The 12610-nt window shown below is 70.5% G+C and carries 13 protein-coding genes; 10 read left to right on the top strand and 3 right to left on the bottom strand.

Annotated features, from left to right (window positions below; translation table 11 throughout):
- The first annotated feature begins 11 nt into the window (after positions 1 to 11).
- The 6 genes from AMO33_RS16625 to AMO33_RS16600 are packed head-to-tail and all read left to right on the top strand — an operon-like array spanning position 12 to position 7451.
- Positions 12 to 953: an ABC transporter permease gene (locus AMO33_RS16625; protein WP_082668690.1), complete on the top strand. Its 942-nt coding sequence runs from the start codon at positions 12 to 14 to the stop codon at positions 951 to 953.
- On the top strand, positions 950 to 1867 hold the full coding sequence (locus AMO33_RS16620; protein ID WP_076573639.1) for an ABC transporter permease: 918 nt from the start codon (positions 950 to 952) through the stop codon (positions 1865 to 1867). The genes AMO33_RS16625 and AMO33_RS16620 overlap by 4 nt, the downstream gene beginning before the upstream one ends.
- Positions 1854 to 3536, top strand: a complete 1683-nt coding sequence (locus AMO33_RS16615) for a dipeptide ABC transporter ATP-binding protein (protein WP_240327542.1) — start codon at positions 1854 to 1856, stop codon at positions 3534 to 3536. The genes AMO33_RS16620 and AMO33_RS16615 overlap by 14 nt, the downstream gene beginning before the upstream one ends.
- 20 nt (positions 3537 to 3556) lie before the next feature.
- Complete coding sequence (locus AMO33_RS16610) at positions 3557 to 5011, top strand: NtaA/DmoA family FMN-dependent monooxygenase (RefSeq protein WP_060593163.1); 1455 nt, start codon at positions 3557 to 3559, stop codon at positions 5009 to 5011.
- Positions 5012 to 5025: 14 nt separating this feature from the next.
- Positions 5026 to 6399 carry an NtaA/DmoA family FMN-dependent monooxygenase gene (locus AMO33_RS16605; protein ID WP_060593162.1) on the top strand — a complete coding sequence of 458 codons (1374 nt, stop codon included), beginning with the start codon at positions 5026 to 5028 and terminating at the stop codon, positions 6397 to 6399.
- A complete protein-coding gene (locus AMO33_RS16600) occupies positions 6399 to 7451 on the top strand; it encodes an aldo/keto reductase (protein WP_060593161.1) in 1053 nt (350 codons plus the stop codon). Before AMO33_RS16605 ends, AMO33_RS16600 begins: the two co-directional genes overlap by 1 nt.
- A gap of 95 nt (positions 7452 to 7546) precedes the next feature.
- Here the strand turns inward: AMO33_RS16600 and AMO33_RS16595 are convergent, their stop codons facing one another.
- The 3 genes from AMO33_RS16595 to AMO33_RS16585 form a co-directional block, all read right to left on the bottom strand.
- Complete coding sequence (locus AMO33_RS16595) at positions 7547 to 8440, bottom strand: sulfurtransferase (protein ID WP_083717912.1); 894 nt, start codon at positions 8438 to 8440, stop codon at positions 7547 to 7549.
- Positions 8441 to 8544: 104 nt separating this feature from the next.
- Complete coding sequence (locus tag AMO33_RS16590) at positions 8545 to 9036, bottom strand: hotdog fold domain-containing protein (protein WP_060593159.1); 492 nt, start codon at positions 9034 to 9036, stop codon at positions 8545 to 8547.
- Positions 9037 to 9076: 40 nt separating this feature from the next.
- Entirely contained in the window at positions 9077 to 10117 is a 1041-nt protein-coding gene (locus AMO33_RS16585; RefSeq protein WP_060593158.1) for a DUF2804 domain-containing protein, read from the bottom strand.
- Between the two features lie 516 nt (positions 10118 to 10633).
- Between AMO33_RS16585 and rpsJ the strand changes: the two genes are divergently transcribed.
- From rpsJ to rplW, 4 genes are read left to right on the top strand one after another with little or no spacing between them, the layout of a single operon-like run.
- Positions 10634 to 10939 (top strand): 30S ribosomal protein S10, encoded by a 306-nt coding sequence (gene rpsJ / locus AMO33_RS16580; protein ID WP_003938093.1) that lies wholly within the window; start codon positions 10634 to 10636, stop codon positions 10937 to 10939.
- Positions 10940 to 10953: 14 nt separating this feature from the next.
- A complete protein-coding gene (rplC, locus tag AMO33_RS16575) occupies positions 10954 to 11619 on the top strand; it encodes a 50S ribosomal protein L3 (protein WP_011207264.1) in 666 nt (221 codons plus the stop codon).
- Positions 11616 to 12308 (top strand): 50S ribosomal protein L4, encoded by a 693-nt coding sequence (rplD, locus tag AMO33_RS16570; protein WP_011207265.1) that lies wholly within the window; start codon positions 11616 to 11618, stop codon positions 12306 to 12308. The genes rplC and rplD overlap by 4 nt, the downstream gene beginning before the upstream one ends.
- Positions 12305 to 12610: a 50S ribosomal protein L23 gene (gene rplW, locus AMO33_RS16565; protein WP_011207266.1), complete on the top strand. Its 306-nt coding sequence runs from the start codon at positions 12305 to 12307 to the stop codon at positions 12608 to 12610. The genes rplD and rplW overlap by 4 nt, the downstream gene beginning before the upstream one ends.

The raw sequence follows: 12610 nt of genomic DNA, 5'->3' as shown, positions 1-12610 counted from the left end.
ATGGTCACGCGATGGAGATGGTGAGGTACGCGCTGCGGCGGCTGGCCTACGCGGTGGTCGTCGTCTGGGGCGCGTTCACAGGAGCGTTTTTCCTGCTGTACATCGTGCCGGGCGACGCGGCGGGCGGCCTGACCCTCGGCGCCGACGGCGGTGACGTGGAGAAGCTGCTCGCCGAGCAGCGCGCGCTGCTCGGGCTGGACCGTCCGCTGTACGTGCAGTACTTCGACGCGCTCGGCAGCGCCCTGCGCGGCGATTTCGGCGAGAGCATCTACCAGCGCCGCCCGGCCACCGAGGTGTTCTTCGAATCCTTCGGTCAGACACTGCAACTGGCCTTCCTCGGGCTGCTGCTCGCGGTGCTCATCGGTGTGACGCTGTCGGTGGTGATCGAGCTGATCGACTGGAGGTGGGCGCGCGAGCTGCTGATCTCGCTGCCCCCGGTGGCGGTCTCGCTGCCGCCGTTCATCGTGGCCCTGGTGCTGGTGCAGGTCTGCGCCTTCCAATTGCAGTGGATCAAGGCCTTCGGCGACAAGACCTGGGCCGGCCTGCTCATCGCCTCGCTGTCGATCGCGGTGGCGGGCGGCGGGCAGATCTCCCAGCTGCTCACCGTCAACCTGCGGGCTGCGCTGACCTCGCCCTACATCGAGACCGCCCGTAACTGGGGGCTGAGCCGTTTCGACCTGGTCGTGCGGCACGCCCTGCGCGCGGCGGCGCTGCCGGTGGTGACCGCGCTGGGCACCACCATCGGCGTGATGGTCGGCGGCACGGTGCTCACCGAGACGGTCTTCTCCCGCCTCGGCGTCGGCAGGCTCATCGTGAACGCGGTCGAGGGCAGGGACATGCCCATCGTGCTGATCGCCGTGACCGCCAGCGCGCTGATCTTCGTCACGGTCAACCTGGTCGTCGATCTGATCTACCCGGTCATCGACAAGCGAATTCGATTGGACGCCCGATGAGTCTGCTCGACGCCCGGCCCGCCTCGCCCGCCGAGGAGATCGACCGCGCCGACACCGCCGCCGCCTGGCGCGAACGGGCGGGCGGGGCCACCAGGTGGCTGCGGCACATCGCCACGTCCCCGAGCCTGCTGCTGGCCTACCTCTGGGTGGCGCTGATGCTGCTTGCCGCGATCGCGCCGCGGGCGTTCACCTCCCGCGACCCGCTGGCCCAGGACGCCGACGCGCTGCTGTTGCCGCCCAGCCTCGACCACCCCTTCGGCACCGACGACCTCGGCCGCGACCAGTTCACCCGCATGGTGCACGGGACCGCGCTGTCGGTGCAGGCCGCGGTCATCGCGGTGCTGATCGGCCTGGTCGGTGGCGCGCTGATCGGCCTGATCGCGGGGTCGGTGCGCGGCCGGGTGGACAGCGTGCTCATGCGCGTGGTCGACATCATGCTGGCGGTGCCGAGCCTGATCGTCTCGCTGGCCATCATCTCCGCCCTCGGGCAGGGCGTGGTCAACATCGCCATCGCCATCGGCATCAACAGCACCGCGGGCTTCGCCCGGTTGATGCGCTCGGAGGTGCTGAAGGTGGCGGGCTCCAAATACGTCGAGGCCTCGGTCTTCGCCGGCCACGGCTATGCCTACCGGCTGCTGCGGCACGTGGTGCCCAACGCCTCCCGGTCGGTGCTCGCCGCGGCCACGATGGAGATCGGCTCGGCCATCCTCACCGTCGCCGCGCTGAGCTTCCTCGGCCTCGGCGCCCCGCCGCCCACGCCCGAATGGGGTCTGCTCGTCTCCGAGGGCAGGACCTTCATCGCCACCCAGTGGTGGCTGAGCCTGCTGCCCGGCCTGGTCATCACCCTCACGGTCGTCGCGGTCTATCGGATCGGCCGATCACTCAACCGCGGGAGGACAAGTGTCGTCGCCTGATCCGCTCACCGTGCCCGAACCGGGCGCGCTGCTGAGCCTGCACGAGGTCACCGTCGATTTCGACGTGCCGGGCCGCCCGCCCGCGCGGGTGGTCGACCGGGTGAGCCTGAGCCTGAGCGCGGGCCGGGTACTCGCCCTCGTCGGTGAATCCGGCTCGGGCAAGTCCACGCTGGCCCGCACCGTCACCGGCACACTCGCCGAGAACGGCCGGGTCGCGGGCGGCCGGGTCGAGTTCGGCGGCAGGCGCCTGGATGGCCTGTCCGACAAGCGGTATCGCGCGATCCGCGGCCGCGAGATCGGCTACATCCCGCAGGACGCGCTGCTCGGGCTCAACCCGCTGCTGCCGGTGGGGGTGCAGGCGGGGGAGCCGCTGCGCGCGCACGGCCTGGCGGACAAGGCCGAACGCCGGGAACGGGTGATCGAGCTGTTCGGCAAGGTCGGCCTGCGCAATCCGGCCAAGATCTTCCGCTCCTACCCGCACGAGCTGTCCGGCGGCATGTGCCAGCGCGTGCTCATCGCCGCGGCCATGTCCACCGGCCCGAAGCTGCTGGTCGCCGACGAGCCGACCACAGCGCTGGACGTGACCGTGCAGAAGCGCATCCTCGACCTGCTCGGCGAACTGGTGTCCGAGCAGGAGCTGGCGATCCTGCTCATCACCCACGACCTGGGCGTCGCCGCTGAACGCGCCGACGAGATCGCGGTGCTGAAGGACGGCCGCCTGGTGCGCTCGGGCCGGGCCGCCGAGGTCATCGCCGCACCGGGCGACGCCTACACCACCGCTCTGCTGAACTCCTCCTCGTTCGGCTTCTCCGGGGCCGCCGCCGCGGCCGAACGGCAGCGGTGGCGTGCCGAGGCGGGCCGTGCCGAGGAGGACGCGCCGGTGGTGGTGCGCGCGGTCGACGTGCGCAAGACCTTCCCGGCCCAGCGCGGCCGCGACACCGTGACCGCGGTCGCGGGCGCGTCCTTCGAGGTGCGCCGCGGCAGCACGCTGGGCATCGTCGGCGAATCCGGTTCCGGCAAGACCACTCTCGTGCGCCTGCTGGCCGGACTGGCCGCGCCGGACTCCGGCACGATCGAGGTGGCGGGCAGGCCGGTGGTGCACCACCGGCGCGGCGCCGGCCAGGCCGAGCTGTACCGCACGGTGCAGATGGTCTACCAGGACCCGTTCGCCTCACTGAACCCGCGCGCCACCGTGCGCGCCATCATCGAGGAACCGTTGCGCGGCCACCGGATCGGCGACGCGGCGCGGCGGCGCGAGCGCGTGGACGAGCTGCTCGCGGTGACCGGGCTGCCCGCCGGGGTCGCCGACCGCTACACCGCCGAGCTGTCCGGCGGCCAGCGCCAGCGGGTGGCCATCGCCCGCGCGCTGGCCCCCGATCCCGACCTGGTGATCCTGGACGAGCCGGTCTCCGCCCTCGACGTCACCGTCCAGCGCCAGATCCTCGACCTGCTGACCTCGCTGCAACGCGAGCTGGCGTTGACCTACGTCTTCATCTCGCACGATCTGGGGGTGATCGCCGAGATGTCGGACCGGATCCTCGTCCTGCATCACGGCGACGTCGTCGAGCACGGCGACGCCGCCGACATCCTCACCGCTCCGCAGACCGACTACGTCCGCGAACTGCTCGCCTCCATTCCCGGCGCGAGCGCCGCGACCGTCTCCGTCTGACCCTGTCGAAAGGAACACACGTGGGCACCCCCGCGAAACGCGAACTGCACCTGGGCTACATGTACTGGCTCAACGGCACCCACTGGGGCGGCTGGCGGCTGCCGGAGGCCCCCACCGCCAACGCCTTCGAGCTCGACTACGCCGCGCGCGCGGCGAAGCTGGTGGAGGACGCCAAGTTCGACTTCTTCTTCCTCGGCGACACCCTGCCCGGCGACATCTACAAGGAGCACTGGGGCACCACCCACAACGCGGGCAGGCTGGAGCCGTTCACGCTGGCCTCGCAGCTGGCGTTGCAGACCTCCAGGATCGGCCTGGTCGTCACCGCCCACCCGACCTACTACGAGCCCTACATCCTGGCCCGCCTGACCGCCTCGCTGGACCACCTCAGCAAGGGCAGGTTGTCGTGGAACGTGGTGCTCGGCGCCAACGACCTGGCCGCGCGCAACTTCAGCCTGCCCGACCTGGGCGGCGAACGCCGCTACGCGCGCGCCGACGAGTTCATCGGCGTCGTGCGCAGGCTGTGGGACAGCATCGAGGACGGGGCCTACCTGCAGGACAAGAAGTCGGGCCGCTACCTCGACCCGGCCAAGATCCACCGGCTCGAGCACAAGGGCGAGTTCTTCCAGGTCGCGGGCACCCTGCCGATGGCGAGGCCGCCGCAGGGCCAGATTCCGCTGCTGTACGCGGGCGCCTCCGAACTGTCCCGCGAGCTGACCGCCCGGCATTGCGAGCTCAACTTCACCGGCCCGGCGAGCATCGAGGACTCCATCGAGTTCAACACCGATGTGCGGGCGAGGGCGCGGCGCATCCACGGCCGCGACGTCCCGATCTTCTTCCTGCCCGGCATCTCGCCGATCATCGGCGACAACAGGGCCGACGCGGTGGACATCTTCGAACGCCTCAACGCGGGGCTGCCACTGGACGACGACCCGGTCGAGGGCGACCAGGACGAGGAGTTCTGGCGCAGCGAGGAGTGGGCGGCGATCCAGCGGGCCCCGCGCGGGCCGCTGCCGCTGGGCGTGCGCAGCCTGCGCTCGCTGTCCGAACGCGTCGGCGTCGACCTGCGCCCCGGCGGGCTGGAGGCGGCCGTCACCCCCGAGATCGCCTCGCGGTTCAACGAATTCGGCCGGAAACTGCTCGACGGCGTGCGCGGCCGCACCGATCGCACCGTCGAGGCGGGCACCGTGCGCGCGATCGACCTGCTGCACAACGCCATCGGCGGCGGCTTCCCACAGGTGATCGGCACCGCCGAGGACGTGGCCGACCGGCTGATCGAGTGGTTCGACCGCGGCGCGGCCGACGGCTTCAACATCAATTCGCCCTACATGTGGGACCAGCTGGAGCGCTTCACCTCCCGGGTGGTGCCGATCCTGCAGGACAAGGGCCTGTTCCGCACCGAGTACACCAGCGACACCTTCCGCGGCCACTTCGGGCTGCCCGTGCCGCCCAACCAGTTCGCCACCGCCGCCCAGTGAGATCAGGAAAACCGATGAGCGACAGAAAACTTCGTATCGGCCTCGCCGCCTACGGCACCGGCTGGGATGCCGACGCCTGGCGGCTGCCCCAGGCCACCAACACCGGCCTGCACGACCCGAGCGTGATCGTCGACGTGGCGCGCGCCGCCGAGCGCGGCAAGCTCGACTACGTCTTCTCCGGCAGCGCGCTGGGCAGCGAGCCGGACCACCTGCAGCGCATCTACCGCTGGGACAACTTCGTCTACGCGGGCTACGCGGCCGCGGTGACGAGGAACGTCGGCTTCCTGGTGTCGGTGAACTCCTCCTTCGAGCACCCCTACGGCATCGCGCGCCAGCTCGCCACCCTGGACAACTTCACCAAGGGCAGGACCGCGCTGAACGTGGTCTTCGGCATCGACCGGGAGGGCGATCCGGCCCGCAACTACGGCCGCAACCCGATCCCCGACGAGCAGACCAAGTACACCCGGGCCAGGGAGTTCACCCAGGTGGTGAACCGGCTGCTGTACGAGAGCTGGGACGCCGACTTCCTGCTCGACGACCGCGAGAAGGGCGTGCTGATCAAGCCGGGCTCCTGGCAGCGCATCGAGCATTCCGGCGAGCACTTCGAGGTGCGCGGTCCGCTCAACGTGCCCCCACCGGTGCAGCGGCGCATTCCCAATGTGCACGTTGGCACCTCGGAGGAGTCGCTGCGGTACGGCGCGGACCTCGCCCAGGTGCGGTTCTCGCCCTATCTCGGCATCGAACAGGGCAAGCAGGAGTACCGCAGGCTCAAGGAGCGGGTGGCCGCCGCCGGGCGCGACCCGGAGAAGTTCAAGATCATCCCCGGCGCCACCTTCTACCTCGCGGGCACCAGGCGCGAGGCCCAGGCCATCTACCGTCAGGTCACCAACTTCCAGCTGACCGAACAGATCCCCGAGCAGTTCTCGCTGGCGCTCGGCATCGACCTGTCGCGGGTGCGCGACAACGAGCGCGTCGTCGACGTCGTCGACCTGGACACCGTCGCCCCCGACGCACTCGAGGACTTCCGTCGCCCGCTCGGCCGGGAGAAGCGGCACGTGCGCGGCCGCGACGACCGCGAGATCATCCGCGGCCTGGTCGAGGCCCTCGGCGAGGACCTGACCCTGCGCGAGCTGTACCACCACGTGCAGCGCTCCCGCCAGGGCGGCCAGCCCGCGCTGGTCGGCGACGCGAAAACCATCGCCGACTGGGTGGAGGAGAACTTCGTCGAACGCGTGCTCGACGGCGTGCAGTTCTTCCCGCCGTACCACCGCGGCCCGGCCGACCTGCTCGTCGACCTGCTGGTGCCGGAGTTGCAGCGGCGCGGGCTGTTCCGCACCGAGTACGAGGCCGACACCCTGCAGGGCCTGCTCGACACGGACAACGGCTGATGGCGGGGGCGCCGGCGATCCCCGCCGGATATCGCGCGCTCGGCCGTTCCGGCCTGGTGCTGTCGGAACTGGGCATCGGCGCGAGCACTTTCGGCCGCTCCGGGATGCGCGCCGTCGACCCCGACCGCGTCAAGGCGATCGTCGACCGGGCCATCGACCTCGGGGTGACCTACTTCGACCTGGCCGAGGGCTACGGCGACCGCACCGGCCTGAGCGAGGAACTGTTCGCCAGGGCGGTCGGCTCCCGGCGGGAGAGCGTGGTCATCGGCACCAAGTTCGGCCGCTCGCTGCTGGCCGACCGCGGCCCGTCCTACGCGCTGACCGGATCGCGCAAATACATCGTGGCCTCGGTGGAGGACTCGCTGCGCCGGCTGAACACCGACTACATCGACCTGTACCAGATCCACTTCCCGGACACGCACACCCCGATCGAGGAGACCCTGGCCGCGCTCGACGACCTGGTGACCTCGGGCAAGGTCCGCTATATCGGCGCCTCGAACTTCAAGGCCTGGCAGATCGCCGACGCCGAGCACGTGGCCGCCCGCAACGGTTTCACCCGGTTCGTCTCCACGACCGACGAGTACAACCTCACCTGGCGCAAGCCCGAGGAGGAGCTGATCCCGGCGCTGCGGCACTACGGGCTCGGCTTCATCCCGTACTTCCCGTTGCAGAACGGCCTGCTCACCGGCAAGTACCGGCAGGGGCATGCGCCCGCAGAGGCCAAGATCACCAACCTCAAGCGCTACCTGCTCGGCAGCGCGCCATGGGAGGCGCTGGCCCGCTACGAGAAGTTCGCCGCCGAGCGGGGCGTCACGCCGACCGCGCTGGCGCTGGGGTGGCTGCTGGCCCAGCCGACGGTGACCAGCGTGATCGCCGGGGTCACCGTGCCCGGGCAACTCGACGAGAACCTTGCGGCCAGCCGCTGGACGCCGACGCCGGAGGAGGAACGCGAGCTGCGCGGGTTCTTCACCGGCGACCTGTCCGGCGGGCCGGGCGTGGTCGACACGGGGGACGACGAGGGAGACGGGGAAGGGCCGGACGCGAAGGCCTGAGCTGTGCCTGCCCGCACCGCACGGTGCCGGAGCCACCGATGCCCGTGTGCGGATCTCCTCCGCGCACGGGCATCGTCGGTCGGCGGGGCCGCTCGTCAGCCGCGTTCCTCGCCGCGGGCGACGGGTCGGGTCGGGTCGGTGATCCACTGCGACCACGAGCCCGGGTACAGCGCGGCCGTCACACCGAGAGTGCTCAGGGCGAGCACGTCCAGGGTCGCGGCCACGCCGCCGCCGCAGTACGCGCCGACCGGGGCGCCGGTCAGGAAGGGCGCGTAGAGCGAGCGCAGGGTCTCGGTGTCGGCGAGGCGGCCCGCGCGCAGGTTGGCGGTGCCGGGCAGGTGGTGCGCGCCGGGGATGTGGCCGGTGGCCGGGTCGTCGGCCGAGCCGAGGTATGCCTGCTCGGCCCTGGCGTCGAGCAGGTGCCCCGCGCGGGCCAGACCCGCGGCGGTGCCCGCGTCGAGCACCGGCAGCGCGCCGAGCCGCAGCCGCGCGGTACCGCCACCGGTGGCCGGGCGGTCGGCGCTCAGCTCCCGCCCCGCCGCGACCCAGGCGTGCGCGCCGCCGTCCAGATAGCGGACGTCGGCCAGACCCGCCCAGCGCAGCACCCACCACACCCGGCTGGCGGTGGAGGGCTGGTCGGGGCTGTAGACGACGACCGTGCTGTCGTCGTGCACTCCCCACCGGCGCACGAGCGCGGTCAGCTGCTCCTCGGTGGGCAGCGGGCTGTTACCGGAGGTCTCGGTCTTCGGGCCGATCAACTCGGCGAAATCCACCGCGTGCGCGCCGGGCAGGTGCCCGTCGAGCGGCTCGGGGGCGGGAACAGGCCCCGCCGGGCCGTCGCCGCGCTCGCGACGGACCTCGAGCACGACCACGTCGGCGCCGGCGTCGAGCGCGGCGGCCAGCTCGTCGGCGGTGACGACCGGCGGGGCGGCCTGGGCGGGCGGGGGCGAATCGGCGACGGCGGGCGACGCCGGGGACACAGAGCTCATGGCGATCCTCGAACAGATCCGGGTGGTGGACACCGCCGACGCTACGGACCGGTGGCCACGGCGAGAACGGTTGCGCTCGGCGGGATTCGAGCTCGCCGCGCGGGTCAGCGGGGCGTCACCCAGGTGGTGATGTCGGCGTGCACGACCTCGGTGCCTTCGCGGTCGAAGATCGACACCGGCACCACCAGTTCGGCGCCCTCGGTGATCGCCGTGAAGTCGGGGATCTCGGGCAGCAGGGCCACCGCGCGCAGCCGCGAGCCCGCCTTCGCCAGGTAGCGCACGTTCATGGCCTTGGGAATCCAGCGGTGGGTGGCCGGGACGGTGGCCTCGCACAGCATCCCCATCGCCACCTCGGCCAGGTTGCAGGCGGCGATGGCGTGGAAGGTCTTCAAGTGGTTGTGCACGCCGAACCAGAACGGCGCGCCCACCTCGCACAGTCCCGGTTCCAGCCGCCGCACGGTGGGCAGGACGGTGCCGAAGTACGGCACCTTCGCCACCATGCCCAGCGAGAACAGCGCGTGGCCGAGCCTGTTGTCGGGCAGCTTGGCCCAGCTGCGGTAGGTGGGGGTGCGGTCGGGCGAGGCGCCGGTCGTCATCCGTGCATCTTACTGCTCGGTAAGTTCGGTGCGGAAGGGGTCACCAGCGGTTGCGGGCCTCCTCGGCGAAGCCGATCACATCCGCGAACTCCACCCGCTCGCCCGCCTCGGTGACGATCGTCCCCGACCAGCGGCCGAAACACTGGTGGACCTCCATGGAGATCAGCCCGGCATCGGTGCGGGCGTGGCGGTCGTGGTCGGGAACAAGTTCCACATCGACCAGCCCGGCGCTGTCGCGGACCCGCCACGGCCGCATCGGGTGATCCCAGTCGTAGTCCCAGCGCAGCTCCTCGCCGATCTTGGTCAGCCGCCCGTCCACGCACAGGCCGTTCTCGGTGTAGCCGGTGCCCTCGGTCCACTTGCCGCCGAACTGCAGGCCGACCGTCCTGCCGTCGCGCGACACGCCCGAGGCGGCGGCCCAGTTCCACCGGTTCCGGTATTTCCACACCCCCCGGCCGAGATCGAGCGTGCCGTAGGCGGGCAGCTCGCCCGCACCGGGTTCCGCTCCACCCAGTTCCCATCGGTGCTCGCCCAGGCGCACGGTCCCGGTGGCCGGACGGGTGTTCTGCTTGCTGGTGAACTGGAACCGCCCCGGCGACCACGGGATGACCACATTGAGCGACTCGTGTCCGGCGGGCTCGGCCACCTCCACCTCGATGTCGAGCGGCCCCTCCGGCGTGCGGTCGCAGCGGGCCCGCAGCCGGGTCGACCCGCTCGCGCGCTCGTCGATCTCGATCCGCAGCCCGCCCGCCTCGACCGCGATCAGCCCGGTGCACGGCTGGTCGGGCAGGGCGAAGCCCCTGGCGGCCGGCACGATGCGGTCCACCGCGACCGACAGTCCCTTCGACGGTCCGCACAGCCAGACCGAGGCGTTGCCGAGGTAGTCCAGATCGGCGCAGGTGATCGCGAGATAGAGGTCGGGCGCGGTCACGGCCCAGTAGTCCCATCTCTTCTTCCTGCCCCACGCCCCGGACAGGTTGGCGCGGTGCAGCGGCCTGCGCGACCAGCCGACGGCCTCGGGGTTCAGACGTCCGCGCGCGTCGCACAGGTCGACCGGCGCGGTCAGTTCGCGTTCGCTCATCCGCCGATCATGCCCTCGCCTGCCCGCCGGGACAGCGCCTCCCGTAGTGTGGGCGGGGCCTTCCGGCGGGCTCGCCGGGGGTGGGCGGACCCACGTGGGGGGCGATTTGAAGTCGCCGACGGGGGTCATGCATACTGTTCGGGTTGCCTTGCCCGGGGTCGTGGTCGTTTCCTGGCCGGAACCGTGTGTTCCGCTGGACGCGAGCGCTATCCGGCAGGGCGAGAGCAGTAACCGATGTGTATTCCGCCGGGCGACCGGCGCGAGTACGTCCGGGACACGTTCTGCAAGCCTGCGATGAAGTTTCGATCCGGGCCGAAGAATGAGCGAAAAGGCGACACGCCCGACCGCGTGGACCGGAGAACCATGACAGATGAACAGCGGCGAAGATCGGGCATGGCCCCGGTCGGTGGTCTCCCTGAGGCGTCTTTCGTGTGTTCGGGCTGTAGCAAATGAGGGTGGTACGGATGCCTGACGGTTTCCGGGCCACGAAGGAAAGCGGAGAAAAGGACACTTAGCGTGGCGGGACAAAAGATCCGCATCAGGCTCAAGGCCTACGACCACGAGGCGATCGACGCGTCTGCGCGCAAGATCGTGGAGACGGTCACCCGCACCGGGGCCCGCGTGGTCGGCCCGGTGCCGTTGCCGACCGAGAAGAACGTGTACTGCGTCATCCGTTCGCCGCACAAGTACAAGGACTCGCGCGAACACTTCGAGATGCGCACGCACAAGCGTCTCATCGACATCCTCGACCCGACGCCGAAGACGGTCGACGCGCTCATGCGCATCGACCTGCCGGCCAGCGTCGACGTCAACATTCAGTGACGGGGACTCGAGATATGACTGACAACAAGAACCGGCCTGCCGCCGGAATCCTGGGCACCAAGCTCGGCATGACCCAGGTCTTCGACGAGAAGAACCGCGTCGTCCCGGTGACCGTGATCAAGGCCGGCCCGAACGTGGTCACCCAGATCCGCACCGAGGAGCGCGACGGCTACAGCGCCGTGCAGGTCGCCTTCGGCGCGATCGACCCCCGCAAGGTGAACAAGCCGGTCGCCGGCCAGTTCGCCAAGGCCGGTGTCACCCCGCGCCGTCACATCGCCGAGATCCGCGTCGCCGACGCCTCGAGCTTCGAGGTCGGCCAGGAGATCAACGCCGACGTGTTCGAAGAGGGCAGCTACGTCGACGTCACCGGCACCAGCAAGGGCAAGGGCTACGCCGGCACCATGAAGCGCCACGGCTTCCGTGGTCAGGGCGCCTCGCACGGTGCGCAGGCCGTGCACCGCCGGCCGGGCTCCATCGGTGGCTGTGCCACCCCCGGTCGCGTGTTCAAGGGCATGCGCATGGCGGGTCGCATGGGTAACGACCGCGTGACCACGCAGAACCTGTCGGTTCACAAGGTCGACGCCGAGAACGGCCTGCTGCTGATCAAGGGTGCGATCCCGGGTCGCAAGGGCGGCGTCGTGATCGTCAAGAGCGCCGTGAAGGGTGGTGCGCACGCATGAGCGCGGTGAGCACTCAGAAGGACACCGAGAAGAAGGCGAACCTGGTCCTCCCCGTCAAGGAGGCCGGTGGCAAGAGCAACGGCACCGTCGAACTCCCCGCGGAGATCTTCGACGTGACCGCGAACATCGCGCTGATGCACCAGGTCGTCACCGCGCAGCTGGCCGCGGCCCGGCAGGGCACCCACGCGACCAAGACCCGCGGTGAGGTCTCCGGCGGCGGCAAGAAGCCGTACCGGCAGAAGGGCACCGGCCGCGCCCGTCAGGGCTCGACCCGCGCGCCGCAGTTCACCGGCGGTGGCACCGTGCACGGCCCGCAGCCGCGCGACTACAGCCAGCGCACCCCCAAGAAGATGATTCGCGCCGCGCTCCACGGTGCGCTGTCCGACCGCGCCCGCAACGACCGCATCCACGTGGTCAGCGAGCTGGTGGCCGGGCAGACCCCGTCGACCAAGACCGCCAAGAACTTCCTGGCCGAGCTGTCGGACCGCAAGAAGTTCCTGGTCGTCGTCGGTCGCGAGGACGTCACCGCGTGGAAGAGCGTGGCGAACCTGCAGAACGTGCAGCCGATCGCCCCGGATCAGCTGAACACCTACGACGTGCTGAACAGCGACGACGTGGTCTTCAGCGTCGAGGCTCTGAACGCTTTCGTTCACGGCCCGACCGAGGCGGCTCAGGAGGAGAGCAAGTGACCACCATCGCCGACCCCCGCGACATCCTGCTGGCGCCGGTCATCTCGGAGAAGTCCTACGGACTGATCGAGGAAGGCACCTACACCTTCCTGGTGCACCCGGACTCCAACAAGACGCAGATCAAGATCGCCGTCGAGAAGGTCTTCGGTGTGAAGGTCACCAGCGTCAACACCGCCAACCGTCAGGGCAAGCGCAAGCGGACCCGCTTCGGTTACGGCAAGCGCAAGAACACCAAGCGTGCGCTCGTGACCATCTCGGCCGACAGCAAGCCCATCGAGATCTTCGGAGGCCCGGTCGCGTAA

It is taken from the genome of Nocardia farcinica (genome assembly GCF_001182745.1).
Lineage (GTDB): Bacteria > Actinomycetota > Actinomycetes > Mycobacteriales > Mycobacteriaceae > Nocardia > Nocardia farcinica.
The sequence above is the reverse complement of the archived record's forward strand: the minus strand, read 5'-3'. Positions and strand labels throughout refer to the sequence as shown.